This is a genomic window from Sphingomonas sp. 35-24ZXX (assembly GCF_000786215.1).
Lineage (GTDB): Bacteria > Pseudomonadota > Alphaproteobacteria > Sphingomonadales > Sphingomonadaceae > Blastomonas.
Genome location: NZ_JROG01000004.1, coordinates 155,748 through 173,784, shown reverse-complemented (window position 1 = coordinate 173,784; position 18,037 = coordinate 155,748). Strand labels below are relative to the sequence as shown.

Below are 18,037 nucleotides of genomic sequence, written 5' to 3'. Positions count from 1 at the left end.
ACTGGTTCAATTGGTTAAGCGTAACGAACATTGCCGCGCGGTCGCCGTGCGGCCGGCGCTGCATCGGCTGCAGGGTCACCTGCGGCCTGGCGCTGGCCCGCATCGCGCGCCGATGCGGTGTCCGCTCCGGCCTGGCTGCGCTGCTGCTGTTGCTGGGCCGATCCGTTCTGCGTGCCGGGCGACTGCTGGCGAAGCTCGACGGTGACTTCGGTCGGACGCTGGGCATTGCTGCGCAGATCCTGTTCGAGCCGGTGCTGCGAGCTCACCAGAGTGTCGCGCACCGCATCATGTTCGGTGACGATCCGGACCTGATCGCGCTCCGGCCCGGCCAGCATCTCGATATCGATGCGGCCCAGGTTCTCGGGCATGATCTGCATCCGCACCGTCTGTCCGCCATTGGCGACGCGGGCGATCTGGGTCTCGATATTGGCGACGAAGCCCGCATCGAAGTTGAGCGTTTCCATCGGCGTTGCATTGGCCTGAGCTGATGCCTGCGGCGCTGCCACGCCTGCCAGCTGCTGCGAAGGCGAGCTGACCGCGTTGAGCGCGGCGGCCCAGGACGGCGGAATGGCTTCCATCATCGGCGGTGCGGCAAAATCGGTCCGGGCGAGCGATGCTGCCGGATCGATATCCAGATCGGCGCGATCGAACACCGCCGCCAGCGCTTCGGCAGGACGCGCCGACTGGACGGCAGCGTCGACGACGCGGCGAGCCGCGGGGGTGAAGGTGGCGCGCGGTCCGGCTGCCGTCGTGCGCAGGGCCGTACCTGACGGGACCGACTGAACCTGAGCCGACTGAACCTGAGCCGACTGAACCTGGATTGCGGCTTGGGCCTGAACCGCGGGTTGAGCCAGGACAGGCGGCGCCTCGTTGACCAACGGGGCCTGGGCGTTCTGGACCTGGGCGTTCTGAGCCTGGGCGTTCTGGGACTGCGCATTCTGGGCCTGGGCTGGCTGCGCAACCTGCTGTGGCGCGTTGGCTACCACCGCAATGTCGTTGGCCAGAGGCGCGGCATTGCTGACCAGAGGCGCGGCGGGGGTGGCAGGTGCCGCGGTCTGCATCACGGCATCGACCGGTGCCGCAGGCGCAGGCACGCTGGTTGCGGCGGCGGCCGGAACAGCGTCCGCAGCGACCCGGTTGACCGACGCAGACGCTTCAGCAGACGGCATGGCCGGTGCTGCGGTCGGGACGGAAACGGGCTCAGCAGCCGCGCTTGAAACGGGTGCGGCGGGCGCCGTCAGAGGCGAGGCCGAAGCCGACTGTGCGACAGCCGCGCGCGTCCGGGGGGGAGCGAACTGCGCGGTCGCTACCGGTGTGGCGCCGACCGCTGCGGGCCGCGCCGGGGTGGCGGAGACGGGTGCGGAAACCGGAGCAGCAGCGACAGGCGCCGCGACTGGAGCGGGGGCGATCTCGGACGGGATGGTCGCTTCGGGCTGCCGGTGCGGTTGCGGGGTCGGATCGACCGGATCGGTTGCAGGCTGCGCCAATGGCGCGCGATCGGCCTGATCAGCGACGGGGGCCAGATCAGGCTCGCCGGGCAGCGCCGCAGCCTCGTCCAACGTCTGCTGGCGCGGAGCCTGCAGCGCCGCCTTGGCGAGGATGCGGGTGGTGCCAAGGTCGGTCTCGGGCGCAGCAATCGGCGTCACGGGCTGCGCCACCGGGGCCGGCACGATCGCGATCGCAACGGGCGCTTCGGCTGTGATCACGGCGGCTTCGGCCCTCGCACGGCGCTGCGGCCGGGGGGTATCCGAAGCCAGCGCGGCGGTATCGTCATCCGCCGCAGCCTCAGGCTCGGCAGCCGGAATCACCGACGCTTCGGTCGGCATCGGCGCATTGATCGCGGCGACCGGACGTGCTGGAATGTGCGCGACCGGAGGCACCGTCACGGGTGTGGCCGTGCCGGCTGGGGTGGCGATTGCGGGGGTCTGCGGCGCGACAGCAACAGGGGTCTGAGCCTGGGGTGCAACCTGCGTCTGGACGCTCGCCGCGCGCTTGTCAGTCACAGGGGCTGCAACAATCGGGGCATCCAGCGATGCCGAACCGGTCAACGCGGCTTCGATGATCTGGCTGGCGCTGGCATCTTCGGGCAGCGCGGCGACGATCTGGGGGGCAACGCCGAGCGGGGTTGCGGAACCGGGGACAGCGCCGATCGGGGCTGCGGTCGGAGCGATGGCGCCAGGGGCTGCAGCATCTGCCAACCGTGCCTGGACGGGTGCATCGGCCAGCACGGGCGGAGCAACATCGTCGAGAGCGGCGGCGAACGCCCCCTCGCCCATCGCCGGTGCGCTGGCCATGGGCGCAAGCGATCCCGGCACGGCAGCATCCGTTCCGGTCATCAGCGCCAGCTGGCTGGCAAAGGGGTTGGCGTCAAGGCTCATGCCCTGCCTTCCAGCAGGAAGCGTGCCAATTGACAGCGACAAGATAGACGATCCCGAAAGCGCCTGCATCAGATCCTGGCTCATTCCTCTGCCTCCTTTGTGTTTTTGCGCCTGAGCGGCAGGCGGGCGGCCTTGCGTTCGGCGGTTTCATCGGCTTGCGCGATCGCACGATCGAGCAGCTTCGATGTTGTTTCGCGGTCGATATAGGCGGCAGTGCGTTGCCGCTCGACCTGGGCAAGGTGTTGCCGCGCGCGGACCAGCGCCGTGCTGATCTCGCCATCGGCACGGATCAGCCGCTGCGCGAGCTCGAGCTGCGCATGCAGCGACGCGCCATTCTGGCAGTGTCCGGCGTCGAACGCGTTGTCGCGCAGCTTCTTCAGCCGCTCGGCATTGTTGACCAGGGTTGCCTCGTTGCGCATTGCCACCGCGGCCGCGCCGATCGCCAGCTTGACCTGGGCATCGCGCACCGCATGCACCCGCTTCCACGATTTGGGCTTCAGGCTCATGTGCCAAAGCCCTGCAACAGTTCAGCGACGCTCGCGTCCAGCTCGATCCGGTCGTGCGGGGCCTGGCGGATGAAGTCGAGCAGGTCGGGCCTGCGCGCCACCGCCTCGTCGATATTGGCATCTGTCCCTTCGCGATACGCGCCCATCAGCAGCAGATCGCGGTTTTCCTCATAGGCCGACCAGATGCGGCGGAAGTTCGCCATCGCGCGGCGATGCTCGTCGGGGATGATGTCGGTCGCGACGCGGCTCAGCGATTTGCCGATATCGATCGCGGGAAAGATCCCCTGCTCGGCCATCGAGCGCGACAATATGATGTGCCCGTCGACGATCGCGCGCGCGCCATCGACGATCGGGTCGTCCAGATCGTCGCCATCTGCCAGCACCGTATATAGAGCCGTGATCGAACCGCCGCTTTCGCGGTCGTTGCCCGCACGCTCGACCAGCTTGGGGATCAGCGCCAGCGCCGAAGGGGGATAGCCCTTCATCGTCGGCGGCTCGCCCAGTGCCAGGCCGATCTCGCGCTGGGCATGCGCGATGCGGGTGAGGCTGTCGATGATCAGCAGGACCTTCTTGCCCTGCTTGCGGAAATATTCGGCGATCGCGGTGGCACGATAGGCCGCGCGCAGGCGCAGGATCGGACTGTGATCGGCGGGCACCGCGACGGTGACGGTGCGCGACTTCATCGGCCCCGACATCTTGGTCTCGACGAAATCGCTGACCTCGCGGCCGCGTTCGCCGATCAGCCCGACAACGATGATATCGGCCTCGGCAAAGCCGATGATCTGGCCGATCAGCACCGATTTACCGACACCCGAGCCTGCTGCGACGGCAATGCGCTGGCCGTGCCCTGCCGTGAGCAATGCGTTGATAGCGCGCACGCCCAGGTCAATCGTCTTGGTGACACGGCCGCGGTTGAGCACGTTCTCGCGCTTGCCGGCGAGCGGCCAGCGATCGTGCGCGATCACCGGTCCCAGTCCGTCGAGCGGTTCGCCCATCGGGCCGATGACGCGGCCGAGCAGGCCTTCGCCCACCACCGCCATGTTCGCCTGCGCATCGGGTTCGACGCGTGCGCCGCTGCGCAGCGCAGCGTCGCTTTCCAGCGGCACCATCATCGCGCGCGAGCCGCGAAAGCCTGCGATTTCCGCGCGGATGCGGCGGCCATCGGCAGCGCGGACCGATCCACCATAGCCGATCGGATAATCGAAACCGGTGACTTCCAGCATGCCGCCTTCATGCGCGACCAGGCGCCCGACGCGGCGGGGGCCCGCCTCGAGCGTCGCGATCTTGTCGGTGAACTGGCGAACTGCCTCTTCCTGTGCCGCGATCATTGGTCGCCCTCCATGTCGTCGATCAGCCCCTGCAGGGCATCGAGCATCGGCTGGGTTCCTTGCTCAATCCATCCATCGGCGTGGTTAAGCGAAACCGTACCGCGCCGGATTGTCGGATCAGGGGTCAGCACCAGGCCGCATTCGGCATCGCCGAGCAGCTTCATGTCTTCGGGATGGAGGTGCAGCGCGCTGCCGCGCATGTCGCGGGTGACCAGTGCGGCGAGCGAGCGACAGTGCTTTTCCAGCACCGCAGCATCAGGCTCGACAAAGCCGCTCGACCGCTCGAGCATCTGCTTCATCGTGTGCAGCAGCATCGCGCACAGACCCTGCGAGAGCTGCGGGCGCAGCGCGAGAACCGCCTGGGCCAGCGCCTGCGTGGCCGCCTCGCTCGCCTGCATTTCAGCCTGTGCCTGGGCGATGCCATCGGCGACGCCCTGATCATAAGCCTGGACCAGCAGCTCGTCTGCGCTGGGGCCCTCGTCCACGATCATCTCGTCGCCGAAATCGTCGTCCAGACCGTAATCGGCGGCAGGATCGGCCGACGCATCGGCGCTGGCGAAATCGGACATCGACGAGAAGATCTGCGACGGCCGGAAGGCGGCAGGTGCGGCCTGCATCTGCCATACCGGCATGAACTGCGCGGCGCCATCGGGCGCGATGGTGATCGGGCGGTCAGACATATTCGTCGCCACCGCCACCGATCACGATATCGCCGGCATCGGCCATCCGCTTGGCGGCCTGAACGATCGCCTTCTGCGCATCGATAACCTCGGACATCGGCATCGGGCCGCGATCGGCCAGCTCGTCGGCGATCGACTGGGCCGCGCGGCTGGACATGCAGCCGAACATCTTGTCGCGCAGCTTGTCTTCCGCACCCTTGAGCGCGGGGACCAGCAGCGAGGATTCGATCGCGCGGACCAGAGTTCCCAGATCCTTGGGGTCGAGCCGCAGCAGATCGGCAAAGACGAACATCTCGTCCTCGATCTGGCGGGCGACGTCCTTGTCGCGCTTGGTCACCGCCTTGATGATGCGGGTGCTCTCGCGCTTGTTGATGATGTTCATGATCGCTGCGGCATCCGATGTACCGCCCGACGACGCTCCGCCGCCACCGCGCGGGCTGGCGCCCTGGGTCATCAGCAGCGCCTCGATCGTCTCGACCGCCTCGGGGCTCACCGGACCCAGCGTCGCCAGGCGGAAGACCACGTCTTCCTGCGCCTCGGCGGGTAGCAGCTGCAGCACGTTGGCAGCCACTTCGGGCTTGAGGAACGACAGCACGACGGCCGCGATCTGCGGGTGTTCGTTCTCGACCAGCAGCGCGATTTCCACCGCGTCCATCCACTTGAGCGCTTCCAGCCCGTTGCCGGACTTCTTGGGCGCGATGCGGGTAAGCATCGTTTCGGCGCGGCGGTCGCCCAGAGCGCGCTTGAGCATGCCTTCGATCTGTTCATTGGCCTTGTAGCCCAAGGTCGTGCGGTTGCGCGCCTTGTCGATGAACATGTCGAGCACCTCGTTGATTTCCTCGGCGCCGATATCGGCGACCGTGTACATCAACTCGCTCAGCTGGCGCACTTCATCGGGCTCGAGCCGGGTGAGAATTTCTGCGGCCTGCTCTTCCGAGAACAGCAGCATCAGGATGGCAGCGGCCTGGCTGCCGGGGATCGGCCGGCGGCCTTCGGGGGCAACGCCGTCTTCGACAACGGCATCAAGGGCGTCAGGCATTGGCTTTTTCCTTCTCGGCATTACCCTTCAGCAGATCGCGCACGACCAAAGTGGCGTGATCCGGGTTCTGGCGGACGAAATTCTGGATGAGCAGCGCGCGTTCCTGATAGGTCGACGCGGCGTTGATCATGTCGAGCGTGACCGGTTCGCTGTCCTGCGCGGCGCGAGCGGCGCTGCGCGGGTCCATGCCATCGCGGGCCAGAGCCTCTGCCAGCATGCCCGACGGGCCTTCGACGGCTTCGGCGGCGGCGGCCAGCTCGGCGGCCTTGTCGTCGGCCTTCTGCTTGGTGTAGCGCTTGAGCAGCGGACGACCGATGCCGAAGATCAGGGCCAGCGCGACCAGCAGTGCAGAGACGTTGCGCACCAGCATGTTGAACCAGCTGGTCTCGTAGAACGGCTCTTCCAGCTTGGTCACCGGTTCGAAATTGCGCGAGGAGATCGCCACCTGGTCACCGCGGGCGGTGTCGAAACCGATCGCACCCTTGACCAGAGCCTCGATCGCCGCGATTTCAGCCGCGCTGCGCTCCTTGCCGCCGGGCAGGTTCTTCACCGCCACCGCGACCGAGATGCGGGTGACATTGCCCGAAGGATCGCGGGTGACGGCAATCTGCCGGCCCAGTTCGAAATTGCGGTTGACCTGTTCGTTGCGGGTGGTGGTGGTGCCGGGGGCTGCGCCTTCGGCACCGGCCAGCTGCGCACCAGCCTCGGGCGTGATGTTGGGATCAGCCGGCGGCTGGTTGGCGATCGCTCCGGGCACGCCGCCTGCAGCGGCCGGATTGTTTTCGGTCTGAACCACCGTCTGCTCGCTGCGCACCCGCGCCTCGTCAGCCGGAAAGCTCTCGGTCGTCGCCTGGCGTTCGGCAAAATTCACCTCGGTCGAGACTTCGGCGACGAAATTGCCTTCGCCCAGCACCGGCGTCAGCAGCGCGGTCAGCTGGCGACGATAGCGCTCCTCGATGGCTTCCTTGACCTCGATCTGGCGCTCAGCCTGGTCTGCGCCGCTCGCGCCGCCATTGTTCGACAGCAGCCGACCGTTCTGATCGACCACCGAGACATTGTCGGCGGACAGGCCGGGGACCGAGCTGGCGACGAGATGCACGATGGCCTGGACCTGGGATTCGGGCAGGCGGCCGGCATTGGCCAGCTGCAGCACGATCGAGGCGGCAGGTTCGTTGCGGTCGCGGATGAAGACGCTGGGCGGCTCGACGGCAAGATGGACCCGGGCGGACACCACCGATTCCATCGCCTCGATACTGCGGGCGAGATCCAGTTCGCGCGCGGCGCGGAGCTTTTCGTTCTCCACCGCACGGCTGGCGCCCATCGGCATTGCAGAGATCAGCTCATCACCGCTCGGCGCGCTCTTGGGCAGGCCCTGCGCGGCGAGCGCGATCTTCGCCTTGTGGTAATCATCTTCGGACACCATGATCGTACCCGAGCTTTCCTCGAAGCTGTAGGGGATCGTCGAGCTGTCGAGCGCGGCAATCACCGCGGCCTTGTCGTTGTCTGGCAGGCCGCGGAACAGATCGCGCTGCGGCGGTTCGCGCAGGGCGGCCCAGGCGAGGATCGCCAGCATCACGACGCCGAGGAAACCCATCAGCGGCATCGCCTTGGCGACTGCCGGCTGGCTGATGAAATTGCGGACCTGATCCGGAATGGCGGTGCCATTGAGCACGCGCGACGAAGCGCCCGCGGCGGGAATGACCACCGGGGCGGCAGCTGCGCCATCGGATGCGTTGGGGGTGATGGTAATCTCTGACATGGATTATACCGGCATGTTCATGATGTCCTGATACGCGGACAGCAATTTGTTACGGACCTGAAGGGTCGCTTCGAAACCGATCGACGCCTTCTGCTTGGCCATCATCACCGCGGCAATGTCGGTCGTCTGGCCCATTTCGTACGATGTCGCCGCGTCCGAAGAGGCGTGCTGGACCTGGTTGACCTGGTCCAGCGCGGTCTTCAGCGTCCCGGCAAAGCCATCGGGCCTGGTCTCGGTCGCCTCGGTGCCCAGCATGGGCGATTTCTTGGACAGTTGCTGCAGCGCGCTGTTCTGCTGGAGGATGGCGTTGCGCGCGGCCATTATCGAGTTGCTGATGTTGGTGCTCATGGTCTGGCTTTCTCAGGCTTCGATCAGGCTGCGGCGGCCAGCTCGCGCATATTGGCGAGACGGTAGCGCAGGGTGCGTTCGGAAATGCCCAGCATGCGGGCGGTCTCGCGGCGGTTGCCGCCGTTCTCGTCGAGCGCGCGCTGGATCGCGTCATGCTCGACCGCACGCGACAGGCTGTGCAGGTCGCTGCCGCGCATCAGGCGGGCAGAGCCCGTGGCCGGCACCGGATCGGCGCGCGGTGCGGTAAATGCCAGGGTGGGCGCGGCCGCAGGCTGAGCCACGGGCTGCGCTGCGGAGGTGAACGGACGGGCCGGAGCCAGGCCCAGATCCTCGGCTTCGATGCAATCGCCCTCGCGCAGCACAAGCGCCCGCTGCAGCACGTTGCCCAGCTCGCGGGCATTGCCCGGCCAGCTGTGCGCCTGCAGCGTTTCCAGCGCTTCGGCGCTCAGCCAGGCGAAGTCGCTGGCATCGTTCTGCATGCGCAGCAGCATGGCGGCGGCGATGGCGCGGACATCCTGACGGCGATCGGCAAGGCGGGGGAGTGCGATCGGCATCACGTTGAGGCGCCAGTAAAGGTCTTCGCGGAACTCGCCGGCAGCGACCAGATCAGCCGCGTCGCGGTTGGCGGCGGTGACAATGCGGACATCGACCTTGATCGAGCGGGTTTCGCCGACAGGCAGAACTTCGCCTTCCTGCAGGGCGCGCAGCAGCTTGGCCTGCAGCGCCAGCGGCAGTTCGGTGATTTCGTCGAGGAACAGGGTGCCGCCATCGGCAGCACGGAACAGGCCTTCGCCATCGGCCGAGGCGCCGGTGAACGCACCCTTCTTGTGGCCGAACAGGATGGCTTCCACCATGGTTTCGGGCAGGGCTGCGCAGTTGACCGCGATGAACGGGCCGTTGGCACGCGGGCTCTGATCGTGAACCAGCCGGGCCATGCCCTCCTTGCCGGTGCCGGTTTCGCCCTGAATCAGCACCGCAGCCTCGCTGCGTGCGATGCGGGCGGCATAGCCCATCAGCTTGGTCATCACAGGTTCGCCGACAGCAGGACCGCGTCCGGCGCGCAGCATTTCGGCGATCAGCGCCAGGCCCAGCGCCATGTCGTCAAAACCGAAGGCGATGCGTGCGGGAAGACCGTTTGCAGCGCGCACGAGCGCGGGTGCACCTTCACGAAGATCAACAAGAATGTCACGATGGCTGGCCGAAGCAATCTCATTTGCCAACAAGACCTTAACTGTGTTGGCAGCACCCGGTGTTGCGACCGGATTGATCCAGGCCGACTTGAGCCAGCTTTCCAGCATCGGCAGCGTGTCACGAACCGCCTGGCTGAGTGTGCATTCGATCATTTTTAGTCCCCCGACTTAATGGATCGCGGGGACTGCCGTTAAAGAGCGGCCCCGCCACTCCCATCCTAGCAATCCCTGTGCCAAATCGGGAGAACGGCAGAAAATGGCCACTCACACCCCCCTATATATAAGGCCTCGAACCCCGCCGTCATTTTCTTGACGAAAAACCCCTCGAAACGGGTGTCAAATTTTTGACGCCGCCAAAGAAATGACAACCTCTTCGAAAGGTGTGTGAATTTGACGAAAAGGTGTGTGAATTTGTCTTAATGGGTTGGCGAGCCCGCCGTTAACCATGTCGAGGCCGCCGGAAAGTCAGCGCGCCGCCAGATTAACGAAGCAAAGGAACGACTGATGACTGTTATTGGAACGAATGTCTCGGCCATCCGCGCCGCAAACGCATCCACCGCCGCTCAGGGCATGCTGGCCAAGTCGATCGACCGTCTGTCGACCGGCAAGCGGATCAACTCGGCTGCAGACGACGCCGCCGGCAACGCGATCTCGACCCGCATGACCTCGCAGATCCGCGGCCTCAACCAGGCTGTTCGCAATGCCAATGACGGCATCTCGCTCGCCCAGACCGCAGAAGGCGGCATGAACGAGATCACCAACATGCTGCAGCGTCTGCGGGAACTGGCCGTTCAGTCGGCTTCGGGAACGCTCAGCGACGGCGACCGCGACAATCTACAGGCGGAAGTTGCAGCGCTCATCCTGCAAGTCGACGATGTCGCCGACAAGACCAACTTCAACGGCGTGCCGCTGCTCAACGCTGCTGCTGCAGGCGCTCCGGTCGACATCCAGACCGGTCTTGCTGCAGGCGATGTCGTCAGCATCGTGCTGGAAGATGTCACCACCACCGGCCTTGCGGTCGATACGCTCGACATCAGCACCGTTGCTGGCGCCGGCACCGCGCTTGGCCTGCTGGACACTGCACTGAATACCATTTCCACTGCCCAGGCGAACCTCGGCGCCAGCCAGAACCGTCTGCAGGCGACCGTCTCCAGCCTGATCAACCGTGCGACCAACCTGTCGGAAGCCCGCTCGCGTATTCAGGATGCCAATTTCTCCGAAGAATCGACCAGCCTCGCCAAGGCACAGATCCTGAGCCAGGCATCGACCGCGATGCTCGCCCAGGCGAACCAGAGCCAGCAGGGCGTTCTGACCCTGATCCGTGGCTAAGAAGGGAGGTTAAACTGATAACAGAAACGTCGGGAAAATGACGGGCGTCAAATAACTGGTGAGATTTTCACTTAAGGCCCGTCACCCCCCACCGTTAACTCATCTGTGGCCGCTTTGGTGGGACCGAGCCGCCCCGATTTCGAAATGAAAAGGAACAACAGATGACTGTTATCGGAACCAACGTGGCGGCTCTTCGGGCTGCGAATGCTTCGACCTCGGCTCAGGGCATGCTGTCCAAGTCGATCGATCGTCTCTCGACCGGCAAGCGCATCAACTCGGCAGCTGACGATGCTGCCGGCAACGCGATTGCCACCCGCATGACCTCGCAGGTCCGCGGTCTGAACCAGGCCGTCCGCAATGCCAACGACGGCATCTCGCTGACGCAGACGGCCGAAGGCGGCATGAACGAAATCGTCAACATGATGCAGCGTATGCGTGAACTGGCCGTGCAGTCGGCTTCGGGCACGCTGGCTGACAGCGACCGCGACAATCTGCAGGCTGAAGTTACCGCCCTGCTCGCGCAGGTCGATGATGTTGCCAACAAGACCAACTTCAACGGCGTTGACCTGCTCAACACCGCTGGCCCGGTCGTGATCCAGACCGGCATTGCCTCGGGCGATACCGTCGACATCGATCTGGCCGACGTGACCTCGACCGGTCTGTCGATCGACGCCGTCGACATCAGCACGGCAGCTGGTGCCGGCACCGCGCTGACCGCACTCGACACCGCGCTGGACTCGATCACCACCGCACAGGCCGCCCTGGGTGCCAGCCAGAACCGTCTGCAGGCGACCGTTTCGAGCCTGGTCAACCGTGCGACCAACCTGTCGGAAGCCCGCTCGCGCATCCAGGACGCCAACTTCTCGGAAGAATCGACCAACCTTGCCAAGGCGCAGATCCTGGCCCAGGCGTCGACCGCGATGCTGGCTCAGGCGAACCAGAGCCAGCAGGGCGTGCTGAGCCTGATCCGTTAATCGGTCCGGCAGCCTGATGCGGCCACGGCCGCAAGGGTTCTTCCCGATGAAGGACGCGCCGACAGGCTGATCCCAGCTTTCAAGATTCCCGGGGGGAGGACGACGCACAGTCGCCCTCCCCCCTTTGCTGTGAGGGTCCTGCGGCGCGGCCCGCAGCGTCGATGGCGGCAGGCCGTCGTTAACCGTCAAAAAACCGACGGATTTTCCAAAAAGCGTCAATCTTTCGCTTAATCCGCCTTCTTGGCCACCGTTAACGCTGGTGAGGCAGCTCTGGTTGGACCGGGCCGCCCCGACGGAAGAAGTGAAAGGAACAACAGATGAGTGTTATCGGAACCAACGTCGCAGCGCTTCGCGCCGCGAACGCATCTACCTCGGCGCAGGGCATGCTGTCCAAGTCGATCGATCGTCTCTCGACCGGCAAGCGCATCAACTCGGCAGCGGACGACGCTGCTGGCAACGCGATTGCCACCCGCATGACCTCGCAGGTCCGCGGTCTGAACCAGGCCGTCCGCAATGCCAACGACGGCATCTCGCTGACGCAGACGGCCGAAGGCGGCATGAACGAAATCGTCAACATGATGCAGCGTATGCGTGAACTGGCCGTGCAGTCGGCTTCGGGCACGCTGGCTGACAGCGACCGCGACAATCTGCAGGCGGAAGTTACCGCGCTGATCGCGCAGGTGGATGACGTTGCCGGCAAGACCAACTTCAACGGCGTTGACCTGCTCAACACCGCTGGCCCGGTTACCATTCAGACCGGCATTGCCTCGGGCGATACCGTCGACATCGATCTGGCCGACGTGACTTCGACCGGTCTGTCGATCGACGCCGTCGACATCAGCACCGCTGCTGGTGCCGGTACCGCGCTGACCGCACTCGACACCGCGCTCGACACGATCACCACCGCACAGGCAAATCTCGGTGCAAGCCAGAACCGTCTGCAGGCGACCGTCTCCAGCCTGGTCAACCGTGCGACCAACCTGTCGGAAGCGCGTTCGCGTATTCAGGACGCCAACTTCTCGGAAGAATCGACCAACCTTGCCAAGGCACAGATCCTGGCCCAGGCGTCGACCGCGATGCTGGCGCAGGCGAACCAGAGCCAGCAGGGCGTTTTGAGCCTGATCCGTTAATTCGGTCAGGAACCTCAACGCGCTTCAGCCGTAGAGGCTCCGCAACGGCCAATAAACGACAACTCATTGGCCCGAGCCTTTAGATATTCGATCAACCCTCTTCCCCGTCCAACGGGAAGGGGGTTTTTCGTTGTCTGGAGGGCCACATACAAAAAATCCTCCCCGAGCATGTCCCGGGGAGGATGGGCCAAGGCCTAGCGCGAGCTCGCCAGCCGCTTTCGCAGCGTTTCGAGCGCGGATTTCTTGATCTGGCAGACACGCGCGGCGGTGATGCCCAGCACCAGGCCGATCTCGTCGAGGTTCATTTCCTCGATATAGTGCAGCTGCAGGATCAGCTGTTCGCGTTCCTTCAGCGTGCCGATGCTGGCGTTGAGCAATTGCTTGAGGTTGTCCGCCTCCATCCGCGTCTCGGCCGAATCCTCGCTGTCGGCAAACCACATCGAATGTTCGGAATAGACCTCGTCCATCGATTCAAAGCGCACATCCTGCGCAGCATCATAGCGCATGCGGAAATCCGCCCCGTCCATGCCCATGGCGACCGCGAGCTCGGATTCAGTCGGGTTGCGACCCAGCTTGCCGATCAGCTGCTCCTGCGCCTTGCGCAGTTTCTTGCGGAAATCCATGGCCGAACGGCACATGTTGCTGTTCGATCGCAGATGGTCGATCAGCGCGCCGCGGATGCGCATGCTGGCGTAGGTGGCAAAGCCGTGCCCGCGATCCTCGTAATGGTTCGCTGCCTCGACCAGCGCGACCATGCCGATCTGGATGAGATCCTCGATCTCGATCACGCCCGGCGCCATGCCGCGCACATGCCAGGCCAGTTTTCGGACCAGCGGCAGATGCGCCTCGATCAGCTTGCCGGGCGGCACCGCCGCCGGCTTGCGTCCATAAGTGATCGTTTCGATGGGTAGATGCTGCATGTTATCTGTCCAGCTTCATGGGAATGTCGGGCTGCGGCTTGTCATCAGCCGCGCGAGAAGGAATGTTCGGCCTGGGGCGTGCGGTATCCGGTCTGGCCGCCGACCGTGGCGACCACCTCGACCGGCTTGTCGTCGGGCAGCTCGCGGAACGAGAGCACCGGCGTGTCGGGGAAACGCGGGCGCAGAAGATCGGCGAGCGGCTTGCGGGCAAGCGGCGAGGTGACCAGGGCGTAGTTGCGCTGTTCGAGCATCAGCGGACGGGCCGCCTGTTCGATCGCGCCGAGGATGCGTTGCGCCAGCCCCGGTTCGATCGGGAAGGCGGCATCGCCGGCGACGCGCAGTGACTGGGCGAGCAGGGTTTCGAGCTCCGCATCCAGCGTCACCACCGGCAGCGGCAGGTTCACCGGTACCAGCGACTGGATGATGATCGAGCCGATCCGCTGGCGCACGCCTTCGACGATCTGCGCGACCGTGGTGCCTTCGGCGGCAGCCTCGACCATCGCCGAACAGATGCGGCGGAAATCCTTGAGCGGAACGCCTTCGCGCAGCAGCTCGCGGCATACGGCAGAGATGGTGAACAGCGACAGCGGTTGTGGCGTGAGGCCGTCGACCAGCTGCGGCGAGCTTTCCTTGAGCGTCTCGAGAAGCTTCTTGGTTTCGTCCATGCCGAACAGCTGCGCGGCGTTGAGGCGGACCATCTGGTTGAGATGGGTCGCCATGACCGTGGAGGCATCCACCACCGTATAGCCCTGGACGATCGCCTCGGCGCGCTTGTCGGCGGAAATCCACACGGCATCCATGCCGAAGGTGGGGTCCTTGCACGCGCGGCCGGCAATCGGGGTATCGATATCGCCGCTGTCGAGCGCGAGCAGATCATCGGGCCAGATCTCGTCTTCGGCGACGATCGTGCCGCCGATGGTGATGCGATAGGCATTGGCCGCCAGGCTCATGTCGTCCTTGATCCGCACCAGCGGGATGACGAAGCCGAGTTCCTTGGAGATCTGCTTGCGGATGCCGGTGACGCGGCGCATCAGCGGGGCGTCGCGGCGCTCGTCGACCAGCGGCACCAGGCCATAGCCGACATCGATCCCCAGCATCGCGCCATCGGACACGTCCTGCCAATCGATGGCATTGGGGTTTTCGGGCGCCATGGGCGCCAGGGCTTCGGCCACCGGAGCCTTGGGCCGAGACAGCTTCCAGGCGATGAACCCGGCAATGGCGGCTGCAGGCAGGATGATCAGGTGCGGCATGCCGGGCAGCAGGCCCATGATGCCCAGGATCGCCGCGACCGGCACCCATGCCTTGGCGATGGCGAACTGGCCGGAAATCTGGCCGGGCAGGTCGAGCGGCGAATTGACGCGGGTCACGATCGATGCGGCGGCAATCGACAGCAGCAGCGCAGGAACCTGCGCCACCAGCGCGTCACCAATGGCCAGCATCGTGTAGTTGGATGCCGCTTCGCTGATGCTGAGGCCGTGGCTGGCCATGCCCAGGATGATGCCGCCAACGATGTTGACCACCAGAATGAGGACACCGGCGACCGCATCGCCCTTCACGAACTTGGACGCACCATCCATCGAACCGTAGAAGTCGGCCTCGGTCGCGACTTCCACACGGCGGGCCTTGGCCTCTTCGGGCGTCATCAGGCCGGCGTTGAGATCGGCATCGATCGCCATCTGCTTGCCGGGCATCGCATCCAGGGTGAAACGCGCCGACACTTCGGACACGCGGCCCGCGCCCTTGGTGATCACCACCATGTTGATGATCATCAGAATTGCGAACACGAAGATGCCGACAATATAGTCGCCGCCGATTAGCAGGCTGCCGAACGCCTCGATGACATGCCCGGCCGCAGCGCCGCCTTCATGGCCGTTGACCAGCACCACGCGCGTCGATGCGACGTTGAGGCCGAGGCGCAGCAGCGTGGCGAACAGCAGCACGGTGGGGAAGCTGGAAAAGTCGAGCGGCTTGGTAACGTTCAAGGCCACCATCAGCACCGCAAGGCTGATCATGATGTTGAAGATGAATCCGATGTCCAGCACCAGCGCCGGCACTGGCAGGATCAGGAACACGACCAGCAGCAAGGTGGTCAGCGGCAGGATCGCGCCGCGTGACAATGCCATGATTCCACCAAGCTTGGAGGGGGCAGTGGTCATGAAATTCAGGCTCCCATCGACGCGAGCAGCATGTAAGCCAGCCGCGCATTATCGTTTCCGCCCAGAGAGGCGGCGTCAGGTCGGGTGGCGCGCGCGCTGGCGAGCCGGACGTAATCGGCAGGCTGGACCTGCGGCAGATCATTGCCTTCGCGCGGCAAGCGGCTGCCACCTGCCGCTGCCGCCCCGCCGAGCTTGTCGGCAAAGCGGCCGCGGATTTCGGCAAAGCTGCGCGGGCTGCCCGAGCGATCGTAGAAGATCGACCGGTTGGCCCCGGCGGCGCGGCCGAACATCGGCGCGGCGGCGGCATCGGGGTTGGCATCGTGCGCCGCCAGGAACTGGCGCGCGCCTTCGGGGCCGAGGAAATGGGCGAGATACAGATCGACCGGCGCAGCCTGGCGACCAAGGTTCGATTCCAGATAATCGCGGTTGTCGGAGGCGAATTCACCCGCCATCAGCGCCGCGATTTCGGGGTTCTTGCGCAGCGCGAGGATCGACTGGCGCGTGTCAGGATCGGCCACCCGGTAGCGGCCGCGGCCATCGCGCTCGATGGCGTTGGCGGCCCAGTTCAGGCCGTGCTTGGCGCCGTGCTTCTCGACAACGCCGAGCCAGCTCTGGTCGATGAACTGATACAGGCCCGTGGCTGACGAGGTCGCGGCCTTGGCCTGCGGGTTGAGCCCGCTTTCGATCCGCGCCTGGCCGAGCAGATAGTTGAAATCCACCCCCGTGCGGCGCGCAGATGCGGCAATCGCGCTGGTGACGCGATCTCCACTGTTGCCGACACTGCCAAGATACGAGGACAAAACGCGTCTCCAGAGTTACTGGAGGTCGTCACAGCAAGGTCTGTGCCAGTTTGATCGGCTCAATTCCGTTCTCTTGCCGGCTGCGGGTGGGGCGAAGACGGGGCAAGCATCGGCCAAGGCCCAGAACGCGAAAAACCCCCCGCCCGCGGACGGGCGAAGGGTCAGGTCATGCTCACGAGAAGGGTTTAGCGGCGCGGTATGGCGTTCGCGTAGGTATTGGCAGCCTGTTCGCCCTGGATCGCAGCAACGCGGCGCTCGACATGATCACGCAGGAACCGCAGCCGCTGGGCCGCGGCGGTGTTGAACTTCATCAGCGATTCAAGCTGACTGCGGGTGCTGGCATCGGCCCGCAGCACGCCCTGGGTGCGCAGCGCGTCGGTGATACCGCCCAGATCGCGCGTGTACGCGATCATCGCTTCGGTGTCTCCGGCGTCGAGCGCGGCGATGAGCGCGCTTTGCGTATCGGCAAAGCGCTCAAGCAGTTCGCCCTGCATCAGTTGGCCACGACGCCGAGGTCGAGTTCCAGCATCTTGGCGGCGAGCTTTTCCGCATCGATGACATAGCTGCCATTGGCCAGCGCCTCGCGGATCGCGGCGACACGGCCCTCGTCGATGGGGGCGGAGGCAGAGGCCGTCTGCAGGAAGCTGGTGGTGCTGACAGGCGCGTTGCGGACCGAATTGTCGGTGGGAGCGGCGGCTGCCGATGCTCCCACGGCCTTTTCGGTGCTGCCACCCTTGCGGGTCGCTCCCAGTGCCGGGCTGCCATATGCGTTAATACGGGACATGGTGTTGAAACCTCGTTCTAGCATGACTTACGTCCTTTAACGGCCTTCGCACCGGTTGCTTAAGGCGATTTTTTGATGAAAGGTTAACGCGGTTTTGCCCGCATTGGTAAACGGCTTAGTTACTGAGTATCGTGGCGCGGCCCGGTTCGACGATCCGCACGAAAATCGGCTTGCCCTTGGGCTCGTCGCGCACCGAGATTACCTCTCCGACGCGGCCGTCCTTGTCGGCGATCATCACCCGCGACAGCGAGAACATCGGCCGGTCGACGGTCAGCAGAATGGGCTCGCCGCGCTTGATGCCTTCCTGGCCCTGCTGGCCGGATCCGCTGCGGGCTTGCGGTGCGCGCGCCGCTGCCGCCTGGGCGCGTTCGGCGGCCAGATCGAGCGGGACACGGATGCGCCAGCCGAGCGACGGGCAGCGCACGGCTGCAGCCCCCAGGTCCGGCCCCGTGACTTCGAGCGCGACCGGGCAGGCCTTCAGCTTCAGCCGGCGATCGACCGGGGCGCGGGCGCCGCCCGGCTCTCCGATCTCTGCGCCCATGGTGGCCGCCACCAGCACGTCGATTTCGCCCAGATCCTGCGTCGCCTGCCCCAGAGCGGGCGTGGGCAGGACGAACAGCGGCATCATCAGGCTGATGGCCAAGGCGGTTGTGCGAGCGGGCATGTGCGGTCCTTTGATGACTGTGCCCCAGTCACAGCAAAGTCCGTGCCAGATT

17 protein-coding genes are annotated in these 18,037 nt (G+C 65.3%); 3 read left to right on the top strand and 14 right to left on the bottom strand.

Annotated features, from left to right (window positions below; all coding sequences use genetic code 11):
* Window positions 1-14: 14 nt before the first annotated feature.
* From LI72_RS09070 to LI72_RS09035, 8 genes are all read right to left on the bottom strand, one after another.
* The gene (locus LI72_RS09070; RefSeq protein ID WP_156139560.1) at window positions 15-2,378 is read right to left on the bottom strand and encodes a flagellar hook-length control protein FliK; all 2,364 of its coding nucleotides are present in this window, start codon (window positions 2,376-2,378) and stop codon (window positions 15-17) included.
* An 80-nt stretch (window positions 2,379-2,458) separates the two neighbouring features.
* Window positions 2,459-2,884: a hypothetical protein gene (locus LI72_RS09065; protein ID WP_052129682.1), complete on the bottom strand. Its 426-nt coding sequence runs from the start codon at window positions 2,882-2,884 to the stop codon at window positions 2,459-2,461.
* Window positions 2,881-4,212 (bottom strand): FliI/YscN family ATPase, encoded by a 1,332-nt coding sequence (locus LI72_RS09060; RefSeq protein ID WP_033925591.1) that lies wholly within the window; start codon window positions 4,210-4,212, stop codon window positions 2,881-2,883. The genes LI72_RS09065 and LI72_RS09060 overlap by 4 nt, the downstream gene beginning before the upstream one ends.
* Window positions 4,209-4,892 (bottom strand): FliH/SctL family protein, encoded by a 684-nt coding sequence (locus LI72_RS19035; protein ID WP_052129681.1) that lies wholly within the window; start codon window positions 4,890-4,892, stop codon window positions 4,209-4,211. The genes LI72_RS09060 and LI72_RS19035 overlap by 4 nt, the downstream gene beginning before the upstream one ends.
* Window positions 4,885-5,931, bottom strand: a complete 1,047-nt coding sequence (gene fliG, locus LI72_RS09050) for a flagellar motor switch protein FliG (RefSeq protein ID WP_052129680.1) — start codon at window positions 5,929-5,931, stop codon at window positions 4,885-4,887. The genes LI72_RS19035 and fliG overlap by 8 nt, the downstream gene beginning before the upstream one ends.
* Window positions 5,924-7,690: a flagellar basal-body MS-ring/collar protein FliF gene (fliF, locus tag LI72_RS09045; RefSeq protein ID WP_033925590.1), complete on the bottom strand. Its 1,767-nt coding sequence runs from the start codon at window positions 7,688-7,690 to the stop codon at window positions 5,924-5,926. The genes fliG and fliF overlap by 8 nt, the downstream gene beginning before the upstream one ends.
* Before the next feature lie 3 nt (window positions 7,691-7,693).
* On the bottom strand, window positions 7,694-8,038 hold the full coding sequence (gene fliE, locus LI72_RS09040) for a flagellar hook-basal body complex protein FliE (RefSeq protein WP_033925589.1): 345 nt from the start codon (window positions 8,036-8,038) through the stop codon (window positions 7,694-7,696).
* Between the two features lie 23 nt (window positions 8,039-8,061).
* Window positions 8,062-9,381 (bottom strand): sigma-54 interaction domain-containing protein, encoded by a 1,320-nt coding sequence (locus LI72_RS09035; protein WP_033925588.1) that lies wholly within the window; start codon window positions 9,379-9,381, stop codon window positions 8,062-8,064.
* A 351-nt stretch (window positions 9,382-9,732) separates the two neighbouring features.
* On the opposite strand from LI72_RS09035, the gene LI72_RS09030 reads away from it, so the two are divergent.
* From LI72_RS09030 to LI72_RS09020, 3 genes are all read left to right on the top strand, one after another.
* A complete protein-coding gene (locus tag LI72_RS09030) occupies window positions 9,733-10,557 on the top strand; it encodes a flagellin N-terminal helical domain-containing protein (RefSeq protein ID WP_033925587.1) in 825 nt (274 codons plus the stop codon).
* Window positions 10,558-10,718: 161 nt separating this feature from the next.
* Entirely contained in the window at window positions 10,719-11,531 is an 813-nt protein-coding gene (locus LI72_RS09025) for a flagellin N-terminal helical domain-containing protein (protein WP_033925586.1), read from the top strand.
* Window positions 11,532-11,848: 317 nt separating this feature from the next.
* Complete coding sequence (locus LI72_RS09020; protein ID WP_033925585.1) at window positions 11,849-12,661, top strand: flagellin N-terminal helical domain-containing protein; 813 nt, start codon at window positions 11,849-11,851, stop codon at window positions 12,659-12,661.
* Between the two features lie 194 nt (window positions 12,662-12,855).
* Here LI72_RS09020 and LI72_RS09015 read toward each other — a convergent pair whose 3' ends face one another.
* The 6 genes from LI72_RS09015 to LI72_RS08990 all read right to left on the bottom strand — a co-directional run bounded on the left by LI72_RS09015 (window position 12,856) and on the right by LI72_RS08990 (window position 17,985).
* Entirely contained in the window at window positions 12,856-13,581 is a 726-nt protein-coding gene (locus tag LI72_RS09015) for a sigma-70 family RNA polymerase sigma factor (RefSeq protein ID WP_033925584.1), read from the bottom strand.
* A 44-nt stretch (window positions 13,582-13,625) separates the two neighbouring features.
* Complete coding sequence (flhA, locus tag LI72_RS09010; RefSeq protein ID WP_052129679.1) at window positions 13,626-15,737, bottom strand: flagellar biosynthesis protein FlhA; 2,112 nt, start codon at window positions 15,735-15,737, stop codon at window positions 13,626-13,628.
* A gap of 5 nt (window positions 15,738-15,742) precedes the next feature.
* The gene (locus LI72_RS09005) at window positions 15,743-16,537 is read right to left on the bottom strand and encodes a flagellar protein FlgJ (RefSeq protein ID WP_033925583.1); all 795 of its coding nucleotides are present in this window, start codon (window positions 16,535-16,537) and stop codon (window positions 15,743-15,745) included.
* A 185-nt stretch (window positions 16,538-16,722) separates the two neighbouring features.
* Window positions 16,723-17,031 (bottom strand): hypothetical protein, encoded by a 309-nt coding sequence (locus LI72_RS09000; RefSeq protein ID WP_033925582.1) that lies wholly within the window; start codon window positions 17,029-17,031, stop codon window positions 16,723-16,725.
* Complete coding sequence (flgM, locus tag LI72_RS08995) at window positions 17,031-17,321, bottom strand: flagellar biosynthesis anti-sigma factor FlgM (protein ID WP_033925581.1); 291 nt, start codon at window positions 17,319-17,321, stop codon at window positions 17,031-17,033. Before flgM ends, LI72_RS09000 begins: the two co-directional genes overlap by 1 nt.
* Window positions 17,322-17,436: 115 nt before the next feature.
* Window positions 17,437-17,985, bottom strand: a complete 549-nt coding sequence (locus LI72_RS08990; protein WP_231562417.1) for a flagellar protein — start codon at window positions 17,983-17,985, stop codon at window positions 17,437-17,439.
* Window positions 17,986-18,037: the final 52 nt, after the last annotated feature.

Excerpts from the sequence above, each read along its gene's own strand:
- LI72_RS19035 (WP_052129681.1), bottom strand. The coding sequence starts at position 4,892 with ATGTCTGACCGCCCGATCACCATCGCGCCCGATGGCGCCGCGCAGTTC.
- fliG (WP_052129680.1), bottom strand. The coding sequence starts at position 5,931 with ATGCCTGACGCCCTTGATGCCGTTGTCGAAGACGGCGTTGCCCCCGAA.
- fliE (WP_033925589.1), bottom strand. The coding sequence starts at position 8,038 with ATGAGCACCAACATCAGCAACTCGATAATGGCCGCGCGCAACGCCATC.
- LI72_RS08990 (WP_231562417.1), bottom strand. The coding sequence starts at position 17,985 with ATGCCCGCTCGCACAACCGCCTTGGCCATCAGCCTGATGATGCCGCTG.
- flhA (WP_052129679.1), bottom strand. The coding sequence starts at position 15,737 with ATGACCACTGCCCCCTCCAAGCTTGGTGGAATCATGGCATTGTCACGC.
- LI72_RS09065 (WP_052129682.1), bottom strand. The coding sequence starts at position 2,884 with ATGAGCCTGAAGCCCAAATCGTGGAAGCGGGTGCATGCGGTGCGCGAT.
- LI72_RS09025 (WP_033925586.1), top strand. The coding sequence starts at position 10,719 with ATGACTGTTATCGGAACCAACGTGGCGGCTCTTCGGGCTGCGAATGCT.
- LI72_RS09035 (WP_033925588.1), bottom strand. The coding sequence starts at position 9,381 with ATGATCGAATGCACACTCAGCCAGGCGGTTCGTGACACGCTGCCGATG.
- LI72_RS09060 (WP_033925591.1), bottom strand. The coding sequence starts at position 4,212 with ATGATCGCGGCACAGGAAGAGGCAGTTCGCCAGTTCACCGACAAGATC.
- LI72_RS09070 (WP_156139560.1), bottom strand. The coding sequence starts at position 2,378 with ATGAGCCTTGACGCCAACCCCTTTGCCAGCCAGCTGGCGCTGATGACC.
- LI72_RS09000 (WP_033925582.1), bottom strand. The coding sequence starts at position 17,031 with ATGCAGGGCGAACTGCTTGAGCGCTTTGCCGATACGCAAAGCGCGCTC.
- flgM (WP_033925581.1), bottom strand. The coding sequence starts at position 17,321 with ATGTCCCGTATTAACGCATATGGCAGCCCGGCACTGGGAGCGACCCGC.
- LI72_RS09020 (WP_033925585.1), top strand. The coding sequence starts at position 11,849 with ATGAGTGTTATCGGAACCAACGTCGCAGCGCTTCGCGCCGCGAACGCA.
- LI72_RS09030 (WP_033925587.1), top strand. The coding sequence starts at position 9,733 with ATGACTGTTATTGGAACGAATGTCTCGGCCATCCGCGCCGCAAACGCA.
- LI72_RS09015 (WP_033925584.1), bottom strand. The coding sequence starts at position 13,581 with ATGCAGCATCTACCCATCGAAACGATCACTTATGGACGCAAGCCGGCG.
- fliF (WP_033925590.1), bottom strand. The coding sequence starts at position 7,690 with ATGTCAGAGATTACCATCACCCCCAACGCATCCGATGGCGCAGCTGCC.